Origin of the sequence: Nocardia africana NBRC 100379, from assembly GCF_001612635.1 — a bacterium.
In the GTDB taxonomy this organism is placed as follows: domain Bacteria; phylum Actinomycetota; class Actinomycetes; order Mycobacteriales; family Mycobacteriaceae; genus Nocardia; species Nocardia africana.
Genome location: NZ_BDAV01000017.1, coordinates 128,363 through 142,137, shown reverse-complemented (window position 1 = coordinate 142,137; position 13,775 = coordinate 128,363). Strand labels below are relative to the sequence as shown.

13 protein-coding genes, 1 tRNA gene and 1 pseudogene are annotated in these 13,775 nt (G+C 67.8%); 5 read left to right on the top strand and 10 right to left on the bottom strand.

The window, feature by feature from the left end; all coding sequences use genetic code 11:
* Positions 1-29: 29 nt before the first annotated feature.
* The 3 genes and pseudogenes from NA3_RS29035 to NA3_RS29025 form a co-directional block, all read right to left on the bottom strand.
* A pseudogene (locus NA3_RS29035) lies at positions 30-393 on the bottom strand (ArsR/SmtB family transcription factor); the annotation flags it as partial.
* Positions 394-489: 96 nt separating this feature from the next.
* Positions 490-867, bottom strand: a complete 378-nt coding sequence (locus tag NA3_RS29030; RefSeq protein ID WP_062966989.1) for a VOC family protein — start codon at positions 865-867, stop codon at positions 490-492.
* 34 nt (positions 868-901) lie between these two features.
* The gene (locus tag NA3_RS29025; RefSeq protein ID WP_062966987.1) at positions 902-1,864 is read right to left on the bottom strand and encodes a helix-turn-helix transcriptional regulator; all 963 of its coding nucleotides are present in this window, start codon (positions 1,862-1,864) and stop codon (positions 902-904) included.
* 64 nt (positions 1,865-1,928) lie between these two features.
* Between NA3_RS29025 and NA3_RS29020 the strand changes: the two genes are divergently transcribed.
* On the top strand, positions 1,929-3,071 hold the full coding sequence (locus tag NA3_RS29020) for an epoxide hydrolase family protein (protein ID WP_062966985.1): 1,143 nt from the start codon (positions 1,929-1,931) through the stop codon (positions 3,069-3,071).
* A 305-nt stretch (positions 3,072-3,376) separates the two neighbouring features.
* On the opposite strand, the gene NA3_RS29015 is transcribed toward NA3_RS29020, so the two are convergent.
* The 3 genes from NA3_RS29015 to NA3_RS29005 form a co-directional block, all read right to left on the bottom strand.
* Positions 3,377-4,075 (bottom strand): cutinase family protein, encoded by a 699-nt coding sequence (locus NA3_RS29015; protein WP_084491963.1) that lies wholly within the window; start codon positions 4,073-4,075, stop codon positions 3,377-3,379.
* Positions 4,076-4,274: 199 nt separating this feature from the next.
* Positions 4,275-5,477, bottom strand: coding sequence for a PucR family transcriptional regulator (locus NA3_RS29010; protein ID WP_062966983.1), 1,203 nt, complete (start codon positions 5,475-5,477; stop codon positions 4,275-4,277).
* An 82-nt stretch (positions 5,478-5,559) separates the two neighbouring features.
* Positions 5,560-7,836, bottom strand: coding sequence for an ATP-binding protein (locus tag NA3_RS29005; protein ID WP_062967118.1), 2,277 nt, complete (start codon positions 7,834-7,836; stop codon positions 5,560-5,562).
* A gap of 468 nt (positions 7,837-8,304) precedes the next feature.
* Between NA3_RS29005 and NA3_RS29000 the strand changes: the two genes are divergently transcribed.
* The 4 genes from NA3_RS29000 (at position 8,305) to NA3_RS38280 (ending at position 11,162) form a co-directional block, all read left to right on the top strand.
* A tRNA-Pro gene (locus tag NA3_RS29000) sits at positions 8,305-8,378 on the top strand.
* 348 nt (positions 8,379-8,726) lie between these two features.
* Positions 8,727-9,689: an MBL fold metallo-hydrolase gene (locus NA3_RS28995; RefSeq protein ID WP_084491962.1), complete on the top strand. Its 963-nt coding sequence runs from the start codon at positions 8,727-8,729 to the stop codon at positions 9,687-9,689.
* Between the two features lie 578 nt (positions 9,690-10,267).
* A complete protein-coding gene (locus NA3_RS28990; RefSeq protein ID WP_062967116.1) occupies positions 10,268-10,597 on the top strand; it encodes a MerR family transcriptional regulator in 330 nt (109 codons plus the stop codon).
* Positions 10,598-10,709: 112 nt separating this feature from the next.
* Positions 10,710-11,162: a MarR family winged helix-turn-helix transcriptional regulator gene (locus NA3_RS38280; RefSeq protein ID WP_084491961.1), complete on the top strand. Its 453-nt coding sequence runs from the start codon at positions 10,710-10,712 to the stop codon at positions 11,160-11,162.
* Here the strand turns inward: NA3_RS38280 and NA3_RS28980 are convergent, their stop codons facing one another.
* From NA3_RS28980 to NA3_RS28965, 4 genes are all read right to left on the bottom strand, one after another.
* Positions 11,163-11,618 carry a hypothetical protein gene (locus NA3_RS28980; RefSeq protein WP_062966977.1) on the bottom strand — a complete coding sequence of 152 codons (456 nt, stop codon included), beginning with the start codon at positions 11,616-11,618 and terminating at the stop codon, positions 11,163-11,165.
* Positions 11,615-12,190, bottom strand: a complete 576-nt coding sequence (locus NA3_RS28975; protein ID WP_062966975.1) for a DUF998 domain-containing protein — start codon at positions 12,188-12,190, stop codon at positions 11,615-11,617. The genes NA3_RS28980 and NA3_RS28975 overlap by 4 nt, the downstream gene beginning before the upstream one ends.
* 113 nt (positions 12,191-12,303) lie before the next feature.
* Entirely contained in the window at positions 12,304-12,918 is a 615-nt protein-coding gene (locus NA3_RS28970) for a PadR family transcriptional regulator (RefSeq protein WP_062967114.1), read from the bottom strand.
* Positions 12,919-12,973: 55 nt separating this feature from the next.
* Complete coding sequence (locus tag NA3_RS28965; RefSeq protein ID WP_062966973.1) at positions 12,974-13,774, bottom strand: alpha/beta hydrolase family protein; 801 nt, start codon at positions 13,772-13,774, stop codon at positions 12,974-12,976.
* Between the last annotated feature and the right edge of the window lies 1 nt (position 13,775).

Here is a 13,775-nt window from a genome sequence, read left to right as displayed (position 1 = left end):
GCAGTGGTGGCGCCCGGCCCCCCGGTGCCGCGGGTTCCGGCCGCTACCGCCGGCTCCTCAGGCGGGCTCTTCGAGTGCCTCCGCTTGGCCCGCGACCACGCCGGTCAGGATCGCCCGCGCGACCGCCAGCAGTTCGGCGACCTGCGGGGAGGTGAGCTCGTAGGTGACCGACAAGCCCTCCCGCCTGGCCACGACCAAGCCCGCTCGGCGCAGAATCGCGAGCTGCTGCGACAGATTCGCCGGTTCGATACCGATCTCGGCCAGCATCTCCGAGACCGCGTGCTCGCGCTCGCTGAGCAGTTCGAGGACGCGAATCCGGATCGGATGTCCCAGCGTTTTGAAGAACTCCGCTTTCATCTGATAGAGGGGCCTGCTCAGTCCGGGCACGCACATCACTCCCTCGGGTCCGCGGCCCCTCGGCCTGCGCCGTCGCTCTTGATTGCAGAGTTTAGCAAGCAAGGAAAGTGTCGAGCTGTTCGCGCCCGCCGGTCAGTCGGCCAGCCGCCACGGCGGATTGCGCCTGTTGTCGGCGGCGTGGAACAGGCACAGCCGGTGGCCGTCGGGGTCCCGCAACCGTGCTTCGCGCCACAGCCAAGGCATATCGGCGGGCGCCCGGTCGACGGCGATGCCGGCGTCGGACAGACGCCGGTACTCGCCGTCGAGGTCGTCGGTCTCGAAATAGAGGGTGACCTCCTCACCGCCCGATACGGCGTCGACGCGGTCGACCGAAAAGGTGCTCTCACCCGCGGGACATTCGAACCGCAGATAGTGGTCGGTCTTGACGATCAGGCGCAGGCCGAGCAGCCGGTAGAAGCGCTCGGATCGCTCGAGGTCCGTGCTGCCGACGGTGACCTGATTCAGACGCATACCGTCCAGTGTCGCCGCCGCGGCGCCGGCTCGGCTAGCCGTCCTCGGGCGGGAGGGCGGCGGTGAGGCGGTGGGCGAGGGCGCGCAGGTGGTCCACGAGTTCGGGTGGTTCGTGCACTCGGAATCCGAAGCCGAAAAGCCCGATGTAGACGGCCAATTCGTCGAGCGAGTTCGATCCGGTGTGTAGGACGCAGTGTTCGTCGTCGACGGCTTCGATGACGCCGACGGTCGGTGGAATCCGATCGACGGCCGCGGCCGCCGCAACATGGAGGGTGATGCGCGCGCGGTAGCGGTAGGCGGCGGTGCTGACCCCGTGCGAGACGAAACGGCCCAGATCCACCTCGGGTGCCTCGCGCGGGGTGAACCGGGGCCCGTTGGGTATGCGGGGCCACAGGCGGTCCACCCGGTACGTGCGCCACTCGTTTCGGTCGACATCCCAGCCGACGAGATACCAGTGCCGACCGGTGTGCACGAGCCGATGAGGTTCGGCTGTCCGGCGGATCTCGGTGCCGGGGTGGGTGCGGTAGTCGAACCGAAGCTGCTCGTGGTCGCGGATGGCGGCGGCGATCGCGGTCAACACGTCCGGGTCCACGGCCGGTGTCCCGGTGGGCATGCTGATGGTGGCGGCCTGCAGTGCCGACACTCGGTGGCGCAGTCGCGACGGCAGGATCTGCTCCACTTTCGCCAGCGCGCGCACCGAACTCTCCTCGATGCCGGCGATGGTGCCGCCGGCGGCGGTGCGCAGCCCGAGTACGACCGCGACCGCTTCGTCGTCGCCCAGCAGCAACGGGGGCAGTCTGGCTCCCGCGCCCAATCGATATCCCGCGGCTCCCGCCACCGCGTGGACCGGATAGCCCAGATCGCGCAGTTTGCCGATGTCGCGGCGGACGGTGCGGATATCGACCCGCAGGCGTTCGGCCAGTTCGGCGCCGCTCCACCGGCGAGGAGTCTGCAGCAGCGACAGAAGGTCGAGCAGGCGGGCCGACGTATCCGACATGCGTTGTATTCTGCCTCGAAAGCTAGGGCCGCAACTGTCCTAACTGCTTCCTAGTGTGATTCCCATGAGCACCGAGATCAGCCCCTTCCGCATCGATATTCCGCGCGAGCAACTCGACGACCTGCACCGCCGCTTGGACGCGACCCGCTGGCCCGATGCGGACCCCGGGGCAGGGTGGCGGCAAGGCATCCCGCTCGGCTACACCCGGGAACTGGCCGAGTACTGGCGCACCGGCTACGACTGGCGCGAGCAGGAGGCGCGCCTCAACGCGTTCCCGCAATTCCGCACCGATATCGACGGCCACACAGTGCATTTCATTCACCTCCGCTCGGCCGAACCAGATGCTCTGCCGCTGGTGCTCACGCACGGCTGGCCGGGCTCGATCGTGGAATTCCTCGAGCTGATCGGCCCGCTGACCGATCCGGTCGCGCACGGCGGCGCCGCGGAAGACGCGTTCCATGTCGTGGTGCCGACCGTTCCGGGATTCGGGATGTCCGGGCCCGCGGTCGGCTGGTCGACGACACGGGTGGCGCGGGCGTGGGCGGAGCTGATGCGCCGGCTGGGCTACGACCGCTACGCCGCCCACGGCGAGGACACCGGCGCGGCGATCACCCGCCACCTGGCGGTCCTCGACGCCGATCACCTGGTAGCGATGCGTCTGACGATGATCGCGTCCGCCACGGTCACCGCCGAGACCGCCGACCCGGGCGATCCGGCCGAGCAACGTGCCGTCGAGCTGGCTCGCCGCGCCCGAGACGAACTGGGCGCCTATGCGATGCTGCAGGCGACGCGACCGCAAACCCTGTCCTATGCGCTCACCGATTCTCCGGTGGGCCAATTGGCATGGATCGTCGAACGATTCAAGGATTGGACCGACTCGACCGACGCGCCCGAGGACGCCGTCGATCGCGACGCGATGCTGACCAACGTCATGATCTACTGGCTCAACGGCACCGCGGGTTCCTCGGCGCGCTACTACTACGAAGGCGCCGCCACCTGGGGGATGCCCGAACCCGACACCGACGTACCGACTGCGGTGGCGGTCATGCCCCACGACCTCGGCGTTCCGGTGCTCCGGATCGCCGAACGCAATCACAACATCGTGCGCTGGACCGTGTTCGAGCGCGGCGGTCATTTCGCCGCCATGGAGGAACCGGACCTCATCGTCGACGACCTGCGCGCCGGCTTTCGTGAGTACCGGTGGTAGCGGCGGACTGTTCGAAACAGTTTGCCATGCAAACGTTTCCGAAGCGGCGTGAAACCCGGGCCGACCGGGGCGAACAGAAGATGTTAATTCCCGGACCTCCCGGGTATGACGAAAAGCGCAGTCCGCAAATGTCATCGAAAGGAGGAACCCGATGATTATCGGTGATTTGTCTCAGGTCGTGAACATGGTCGTGGACTGGTTCGGTCAGATGCGCAGTGTGATCGGCATCTGACCCCGGCCCCTCACCCACCCGCCGAACCGCACGGAATGCGGTTGGGCGGGTGGTGGTCTGTCCGGATGAGACCTCACAGATGAGCGACGGCGAAGTCCGCCGCCTCGCCCGCTTTGGCGGTGTAGCTGGTCGTGTGCACGTGCCAGCTCGTGCCCTTCGGGTCGCAGACCGGGTCGTTCGCGGTGCAGGTGTCGTAGGTGCGATCCGCGTACCGGCCGGTGACACTGTGGCCGATGCCGCGAATAGGGTTGCCGAACAAGAGAATCGCGGCGATCTTCGGTGCCACCGACGCGGGCAGGGTGGCGACGATCGGCCCGCCGACCTTCGCGCCCACGCTGCTGATGCCCATCGAATTGTCGACCACGTTCGCGCCTTGTGAGTAACCGACCAGGACGAAGCGCTGGTTCGGGCAGGCCTTCGCCGCGTCGGTCACATGGTTCACCAGGTCGCGATTGCCCTGCTGCACCGACCACGGTTCGACCAGGCCGGCCGGGTACTCGACGCGATAGGCGCTGTGCGAACTCGACAAGCGCTGTGCGAGTGCGTGATACACCGGATTGCCGACGACCGCACCGAGACCGGGATCGGCACCGAGCGGTTCGCCGGTGCCGCGAGCGACGACGACGTCGACATCGGTGCACGCCGTCTGCGCTGCCGCGGGGGTGGCCGCCGAGATCCCGGCCACCGCGAATGTCGCGGCGATCGACGCGCCCGCGGAGGCCGCAGCTATCTCGCGCACGTGGCGCGGCCTCTTTCTGTCGAACAATGCCATCTGCAAGTCTCCTCTGCTGATCGACCCGATACCCGAGCGGTACCGTGCTGGTCAGACGCTAGAACCGCGAGCGAGGTCGAGAGAGCCGAGGAGACGGTCTCCGTGATTGTCACCAAGACCCTCCGGCATCGCTGGAAGCCTGCACAGGGGGCCGCAACTACCGAGCAGTCGCTCGTACAGTGGCGGCGCCGGCGGTGTCTCAGTCTCGGTGCGGCCGGACGCTGTGCACGACCAGCGCGGACCGCAGGTACCACAGGTCCGGATAGCGGTGCGCGTGGAAGCCGGTGAGTTCGGCGATGCGTCGCAGCCGGTAGTCGACGGTGTTGGGGTGCAGGTTGAGCGTCTTCCCGGTGCGGCGCCGGTTGAGGCCGGCGGCGATATGGCAGCGCAACGTCGCCAGCAGTTCGGGGTGTCCGTCGAGCGGTGCGAGCAGAGCTCGCAGGTGCGCCAGCGCCGGTCCGGGGCGGGTGAGCTGGTATTCCAGTGCGAGCTCGTCGAATCCGTACAGCCCGCAGGGCAGCTCCAGCCGCTGCACGATGTCCAGCAGTTCGTGCGCCCGCTCGGTCGCGTCGGCGATAGCGGTGATGGATGTCTCCACCACCGTGGCCGAGATCGACAGGCGTGCCGCCCGGCCGATTTCGGCGACCAGGTGTTCGACACCGGTGGCGGCCACCTCCGTTGCCGGAAGCAGAACCGTGCCGCCGGTCGCGGACAACGTCGACAGCGTCGCGCCGCCGGTCCGTTCCGCCAGTGCGTGCCGAAGTCGTTGCACCCGAAGCTCTTTGCCGATGACGTCGTCGTCGCAGTGCCGCTCCGGCCGCGTTGCCAGCGCGAGGACTCGATAGCGCTCGGCGATCGTCACGCCGTACCGAGCCGCGATCTCGGACACCGGTCGTCCCTCCAACAGAGCCGAGAGCGCCGCCTCGTGGCCGTCTTCGGGTCGGTCGAACTGCCGCACGCAGGCACCGATGATCGTGGTGCTCATGGTGTCCAACAGATCCCCGACCACCGTGGCGGCGGCGACAACGACGTCGTAGTGCCGGTGGGCCGATGTCGCATCGCCCTGGCCGATCCGGTTCAGCACCTCCTGCACCGCGGCGTGCAGAGCGTTCACGACGTCGAGCGACATCCCGTCGCGTGCCCAGGTCCGCGCGGCGTCCTCGAGTCGCGCGGTGCAGGCATGGGGAGAGGGCGCGCGCAGGATCTCGATCGCGAGCCGCAGACAGTCCCGCTCGGCATCGCCGGCCCGCGTCGCGTCTGCCGCGACGCGCGTGAGGAGCCGGCCGATCATCGCCCGCGCTGTGTCGCGAGCGTCCGCAGGTGCGGCCGCAGCCGGACGGTCCGCGACGGCGAGGGCGCCCCGCAGCCGTCGGACCGGGTGGTCGGTGGTCGGTTCGGACATCGGCTCACTCCCATCTGCCGGGAGTGCCAGCGTGCACGCCGTGCGGGTTCGCCCACATCGGCGAAACGACGTATATCGCGCCTTACGGGTGTGCTCGGGCGGCCATCCACGCGGCGATCTGCGCGCGTTTGCCGAAGCCGAGCTTGGTGAGGATGTGGCGAACGTGGGTATCGGCGGTGCGTGGGGCGATGACCAGTCGGACGGCGATCTCCCGGTTGGTCAGCCCCTGGGCGACCAGCCGGGCGACTTGCAGTTCCCGCGCCGTCAGCGGTGACTGCGGCTCCCGGGCCGCGGACTCCTCGGCCTCTTCACGCAGGGCGTATCGACGCGCCCGCTCGCGGGGCAAGGCTCGCCCGCCGGCATGGGCGCTGTCGAATGCGTCGGCGCCCAGCGCGGTGGCGGCCAGCTCCCGGAATCTGCCGTGCGGCCGCGGCATGATCGCCGCCGGGTCGGCGCCCAGCAGGTCCCACGCTGTCGCCGCGGCACCGAAGAGTGTCGCCGCCCGTTCGGATTCGCCGCGCCGGGCCGCACACCAGGCCAGCGTCTCGAGATGGTAGGCGTCGCCGAAACGGCTGTCGCGCAACCGAGTCGAGGCCAGCGCGGTACGGCCGGCGGCTTCGGCGGCATCCAGGCTGCCGGACATCACCTCGATCATGGCGATACCGAACAGCGCCATATCGCGGTAGTAGGTGTCGCCCAGTTCGTCACTGCGCGCCGTCATATCCCGCAGGAGGCGAAGACCTTCCGCGGGAGAGGTCGCAGTGTTGGCGATCCCGTGGTGCAGCCGGGCGCGCAGTTCGTTGCGCCGATCGCCGTGGGCGCGGAAAACCGGCACCGCCGCGCCGGCCAGTTCGGCCGAGAGCCGGTCCTCGAGGCGGATCTTCGCCACTTGCGCGCGCACCACATCGCACACCGCGGCGGCCACCCGATCGCCGCGGTCCGCGGCGATCTTGTCGGCCTCGTCCAGCCTGGTGAGCGTCCCGGGGATATCCGACAGCCATACCGAGAACTGGGCGCTGGTTGCCAGGCCGTAGGCGCGAGCGGGATGGTCCGGCGAGGTGGCGGCCAGGGCGCGGTCGAGCCGGGTACGCGCCTCGCGGTTCGCGCCCCGCAACGTCCAGTATTCGACGATCCGCTGCGCCATCGGCAGGGCGATATCGGCCTCGCCGGGCTCGGTGAGCGAATACTCCAGTGCAGCACGGAGATTCGCGTGGTCGCGCCGCAACCGCCACACCCACGACGACTGCGCGGGACCGATCCACTCGGCATCCGCCCGCGCCGTCAGCCGGTCGAACCAGTCGCGATGTCTGCGGGCGATCCGGTCGTTCTCGGCAGCCGGGTGGAGTTCTTCCTGCCCGAATTCCCGCAGCGTCTCCAGCATCCGGTACCGGGCGTCGTCGGTGCCGTCTCGCTCCAGCACGGACTTGTCGACCAGCGCGTCGATCACGTCGAGCACGGCGGCGGGATCGACTCCGTCACCGCCGCAGACGAATTCCGCGGCCTCGAGATCGAACGAGCCGGTGAACACCGACGCCCGGCACCAGACGAGTTGTTCGGCGCGCGAACACAACTCGTAACTCCACACGATCGTGGCGCGCAGGGTCTGCTGTCGTTCGGGCGAGATGGGCGAACCGGTGGTCAGCAGCGTCAGCCTCCGGTCCAGGCGCCGGCAGATCTGGTGCAGCGGCAGCGAACGCATGCGCGCCGCGGCCAACTCGATCGCCAGCGGCACTCCCTCCAACTGCCGGCACAGGCGTGCCACGTCCGCGGCGTTGTGCGGGGTGATGTCGAAATCGGTCTGCGCGGCGGCGGCCCGGTCGGCGAACAGGCGGCTGCTGTCGCACCGCAGCAGTTCCGACGGTTCGGCGGTATCCGGTGGTATCGGCAGCGGCGGCACCCGGAACGTCCTCTCCCCGGGAACCGCCAGCGATTGCCTGCTCGTCGTCAGAACCGTGACCCTGCCGCACTGGGTGAGCAGCGCCGCGACGAACTCCGCGCACGCGCCGAGGACGTGCTCGCAGTTGTCCAGCACGAGCAGGACCTCGCGCTCGCGCAGATAATCCAGCACGCGGTCGATCGCCGGCTGGTCGGAGCGGAGCTGAAGATCGAGCCGATCGGCGACGACGTCGGCCAGCAGCGCGGGCTCGCGCAGCTCGGCCAGTTCGACGAAGTACACCCCGTCGCGATACGCGCGTGCGGTGTCCGAGGCGACCCGGAACGCCAGCCGTGTCTTGCCCACCCCGCCCGGCCCGGTCAGCGAGACCAGGCGCGCCGACCCGAGCAATCGCCGGACATCCGCGGACTCGCCGCGCCGGCCGACATAGCTGGTCAGCTCCGACACCAGCCCGGTACGCACCATCCGGTCGTCCACTTTCGTCCACGCACCCGCACTGTCAGGTCTCGGCAATCCTACTGAGCACCGTTGTCACCGCGCCCATGATTGCGGGAGGACCGAGCGAAGCGCAGACCGAACCGAGCCGCCCCGGCAGTAAGAGGCGGGTCGCCCAGCCCACGCCGGAGAATGACCACCGCAACGAACCAGTAGCCCAGGTCCTCGCAAAGATCATGGGACGAGACTGTCGTGCGGCGACTCCGTAAGGGCCGCAGTTCGATTCGGATCGTCGTCCTACCGGCGCATCGGCGAAAGGTGTTCCCGCCATCGCCGCCTCGCGGCCCGTGTCCGCCCTGGCAGTCGTCGACCACACGAGCCGCATCACGGACCCCCCACTCCGCCTGCACCCCTGTCCCGGATTGCCTGCACGCAGCCGATTTGGTCCAACAAGGGGGTAGTGAGGTAATCTCTTCGAGCACCCGCAAGCGGGAGCCACGGGCTGTGGCGCAGCTTGGTAGCGCACTTGACTGGGGGTCAAGTGGTCGCAGGTTCAAATCCTGTCAGCCCGACCGAGAAGATCGCCTCCGACCCTGGTCGGAGGGGATTTTTTGTTGATCGGGATACGCTCGGGACTCGATCCGTACTCACAGAAATCTCACGTTTTCGGTCCTGCACCACGGGCCCACTGCTCGAGGACGTCCCGATCGCCGGGTCGATCTCGGGAACGCCGATGTACTGAGCATTGGCCACGGCCTCGGTGTTGCCGAGCTGTCGCCCGGCCCGCCACAGTCGCCCGAAGTTGTCCGGATTGCGGAGCGAGCCGTTGCTGGAACCGACCGGCCCGGTGGATTTCCGCTGTGGGCAGCGGGCGATGGACAGCGCGGGCGCGGCTGTGCTGTCGTGCTCGCGTGACGACTGTGAGTAGACGAGGGTTGCTCGGTGCGGGGACTGCCGCCGCCGCAGCACTGGCCGCGGCGTGTGCGCACACCGAGCGATCCGCAGGACAAACCACCGGTGGTGCGGTGACCGGCGCCGGTATGACTCTGCGCTGGTGGGGGAACAACGGCTGGGAGATCCGGATCGGTGACAAAACCGTGTTGATCGACCCGTGGCTGACCCGGTTCCGCACCGGCACCTACAGTGCCGCAGGCGCGGATCCGAATACGCCGATCTCGGTGAATACCGGGCTGATCGATTCGTATCTGGACTCCGGTCAGCTGCGCGCCGACCTCATCCTGGTCACCCACGGCCACTACGATCACCTCGCCGACGTGCCCTATCTCGCGCAGCGCACCGGGGCCACGGTCTTCGGCGCGGAAACCCACCTGAACCTGATGGCGGCGCTGGGCGCGCCGGAAGATCAACTGGCGCTGGTCACCGGCGGGGAGGACTTCCATTTCGACGGCTACGACGTGCGGGTGCTGCGTTCATTGCATTCGGCCCTGGGGCCGCGCGCGCAAATTCCTTATCCTGGAACGCGTCCCGGATATGGTGCGGTGAAATTGCCGCGGCCCCAGGTGATCAGCGATCTGGTCGAGGGTGGCACGCTGGCCTACCAGGTCAGTGGGGGCGGGATCAGTGTGCTCGATTTCGGTGGATCCAACTATGTGGAAAGCGAGTTGGCCGGGCTGCGGCCCGATGTGGTGATGCTGCCGGTCGGTGGTGCGAAGGTCCGCGACTACGTTCCCCGGCTGCTGAGTGCCATCGGAAACCCGCGCTATGTTTTGCCGACGCATTGGGACGATTTCGATTACGCACTCGGCGAACCGGCCCGCGACACAGGCGGTCTGGAACCGTTACGCAAGGCCGTCGCCGGTGCTGCCCCGGCCTCGAAGTTCGTCCAACTGGCCCATTTGGAGACGTTCACTCCGGAGCGCTGAGCGAAGCCGGCAGCGGCGCCCGAGGGGATCGACCGCGGTAGCCGATTACACGGTGTTCGGGGTGGGGCCGAGGTGCCGCGTTTCGCCGAAGGTCCGGCGATAGGCGCCTGGAGTGGTGCCGAGATGGGTACGGAAGTGGCGGCGAAGGTTGACCGCTGAGGCAAGTCCGACTTGGTCCAGAAGGCCCTCATCCTGGGGGAATGTCCTGCTGCTATGGTTCGAAAAAACCTACAGCGGTGACAGTAGACATTCGCCGATCGGGGTGGTAACTTCTGTCTTGTCGGTAGTGAAGAAAGTGTCCAGATGGCACGGGAGATGATGAACTGCCCGTGAGAGGAAAGACGGCGGGTGCGGCTGCGGGACCAGAGCACGACGGTCTCGCCGCCCGCCGGGCAAGAGATGAAGTGGAACGGAAAGTTGAAGTAACCCCGTGAGGAGAAGGGAGGAGTTACCCGTCGGGTCACTCGGAAGCATGTCTGGTCCGTGTGATCACCGACGTTTGGTTACATGTCGGAAGACGCAAGTACATTCCCCCTTTCAGCGCCCCGGTGCCGCCTGGCACCGGGGCGCTTCGGCGCATCGGAGGCCGCGCGATTTCTGAAACACCCACTGCGAACGAGAAGTTCGACGACGACGATTACCCCGCCTACACGATGGGCCGGGCCGCGGACATGCTGGGTACCACTCAAGCGTTCCTGCGCAGCCTGGACGAGGCGAAACTGATCACCCCGCAACGCTCCGCCGGTGGGCACCGCCGCTATTCGCGATACCAGTTGCGTATCGCCGCCCGCGCCCGCGAACTCGTCGATAAGGGCACCCCCCTCGAGGCGGCGTGCCGGATCATCATCCTCGAAGACCAGCTCGCCGAAGCCCGCGAACTCAACGCCAAACTCACCCAACAAGACTGACCCCCCGTGACCCGACAGCATGGTCGCGGGCTGTGGTGGCGTCGAGGTACAGCCCAGGTCAGCAGAACGGTCCTGCAGCCCGGTGGAATAGTTCGCCGGCCGTCCACGTTGTATGGGCTGTCGGCGTCCGGACAGCCCCGGGCCGCAACCCATTCGTCGCTTCGAGCGACCACTCGCCGAGAGGCGCATGGTGGACGTCGACTCACCGACACGGACGCCGCCAGCTACCGGCGGGTTCACATGGTCGTCGCACCACTCCCGATCGAGAGGTTGCGGCGACCGACTGACCGGCCTCACCACCGCGTCCATGACCGGTCTCATCGACCGGCTCGAGAAGGCGGAGTTCGTGACTCGGGTCCGTCACGCCACCGACCGGCGCCGTGTGCTGATCCACCTGAACGATGCCCGTGCTCGCGCCGACATCGCACCCCTCTACGGCCCCCTCCTGGGCACCTGGCGTCGGGCACTGTCCGCCTACACCGTCGAGGAACTGACGCTCATCACCGACTTCCTCGCCCGCGTCGAAGAAGGCTTCGACCAAGCACTCGGCCCGCAGGAAGGTTGATTAGCGACCGGCTTCCACGCGGCGATACTCGAGGGTGAAGTCCCGCGCCCAGGTGGTCCCGTCCTCGGAGTCCTCCCACTCGCCGATGATGCCGGTGCCGTCGCCGCTCACGCGGCCACGGAACCGCTGCGTGGATTGTGTTGTGGTGCGCCATATCTGCCAGTCACCGTCGGTGAGGGTCATCCGGTAGACGCGGGAGGACCCTCGTGAATCGGAGTACAGCACGGTGTATTCCGATTCCGCCTGATCACGACCGATGATCCAGGTCGCCGCGTCGCCGTCGCCGATCTGCCGCATCACCAGGGCGGTGTTGTCCAGCCATTCGGCCACGACGCGGCCTTGCGCTCGGGATTCGGGACTGGGCAGGAACTTCGTATTCGACAGTTCGATCATCCACTCCCCGTGCAGCACTGCGAGATCGGCGATCGCGGGGTTGGTTGTGCGGTCGGTCTTCATTGCTCCGGCTCCTCGGTATCGATGGTTACGCGAGCGGCATGCAGGCCGAGCGCGGCGAAACAGACGAGAACTTCGGTCACCATGACGCGCTCCGCGACTCCACTGACACCACGCTCGGCGGCGTCGGGCGTAGGGCGGAAGGTGAGCAGGAACAGCGGCAGCAGCACCAGGGTGGTCGGCCCCGCATAGCGCAGGCGGCGGCCGAAACCGTCCCAGCGCGGCACGGTCCGTAGGTATGCCCCGGCAATCGGGAACGCGATGACAGGGACGACCAGACCGATCACGAATCCGAGCAGGTGCGGAATCGGCTGAGCCAGTGTGCACACGCCGTCGATGATCATGCCGACGCCGGTCGCGGACAGCAGGATGATCGACCAGCGCCGTCGGCGGTCACGCACGCCGGGGACAGTCGCGAACGTGGCCGGTACCCCGGCGATCAGCAGCACGCCGGCGAGGACGAAGGCGCTGTTCATATACGGCGCGGTGACACCGATGCCGAGACCGCTGATGGGTTGACTGATCGCCGAATAGTGTTGGAATTCGTGCCCGAACAGCGTGTAGCCGGGCTGCACAGGCCCAGTATCAGCCAGGCCGCGGTGAAGCCGACCGGCGCGCCCACCAGCCCCAGCGACAGCAATCGCAACCAACCGGCCGGAGGCGCGGCGACCCGAACGGCGCTCATGGTTCAACCTTTCGCGGCGGCATCGCGGTTGGCGTGGTGGGCGGCCCAGCCGGGACCCCATCCGGTTTCGGGATCAGTGATGTCGGCGATGAAACGCTGCACGAACGCAAGTTCCGCATCGAGTATGGCCAGCCGGTAGTTCTCCTCGACCTGAAACAGGGGGTGCATCCCTTGTGCCAGGCAGGTCTCGATCAACTCGGCGACTTCGGCGCGCTCGTGCTCCAGCGCACTGTGCCGCTGCCGCAGCAACTCCACCACCTCGTCGGGATGCAGCGCCCCGATCAGCGACAACGCGGCCACGAACCGTGGATACTCCCGCGCAGGTTGGCCGACCAGCTCCCGCAGCCAGTCGAACAGCTCCGCGCGTCCGGCGGCGGTGAGCCTGTAGACGGTGCGCTCGGGACGCTCACTGTCCCGAATCGTCTCCGCCACTTCGATCAACCCGGCCTTGACCAGCTGATTGACCACCATGTACAGCGAGCCCCGGTTGTACCTGATGCTGCGTGCGTGATCGCGAGCGACCAGCAATTCACCGATCTCGTAGGGATGCATCGGGCGTTCGGTCAGGAAGCTCAACACCGCCAGCCCCAACAGATTCCGCACCGGCCGTACCGCCACCGCGACCTCCAAATTAGTTGATACCAACTATACGGACACAAATAGTCAGGATCAACTAGCTGAGGGTTCGGCGCGCCAGTTCCGACACCGCTGCGCGGCAGGCCGCCCAGGCGGAGGACGTCACGTCGATGAGCGAGTAGTGGTCGGTGCCCGGAAGCACCAGTAGCCGGGAGTCGTCCCCGGCCTGGCGAGCTGTGGCGACGAAGCGCTGCGACTGGCTGAGTGGCACCTCGTCATCGGCCGTGCCGTGCACGCATACGGAGGGGACGCCCATCGGAAGCAATGCGCGGGGATCGGCCGGCGCCCGGGCCACCGGGTCGTTCACCCGGGCGCCCAAAAAGTTCCGGACGGCTCCGGAACCCAGGTCCTCGTCGAGTGCGAGTTCGAGGTCCAAAACCCCTGCCGCGCTGACGAATCCGCTCAGCGGTACACGAGGCGAGCCTCCGGGGGAATCGGCGGGTAGCGACCCTCGACCGGCCAGCCAGCCGGCCAGCTGACCTCCCGCCGAATGCCCGATCGCGACAACTCGTGACAGGTCGAGACTGCCGGCTTCCAGGGTGCGGTCGAGTGCGGGGAGCAGGTCGACCGCGGCGGCGACGTCGAGACAGGTGGCCGGCCAACCGCCGCTTCCGCGGTCCGGGTCGCCGCCCACCCTCCGGTATTCGATGTTCCAGGCAGCGAAGCCGTGGCGTGCCAGATCCTCGGCCGGATCGGAGGTCAGGTCGGCGCCGTAGGCCGTTCGCCAGAAGCCGCCATGGATGACCACGGCGACCGGCCAGACGCCGGGGCGGTCGGGAAGGCCGAGAATGCCGTGCTGGCTCGGGTGGGCGCCGTAGCGCACCAATGTCGTTGGCATC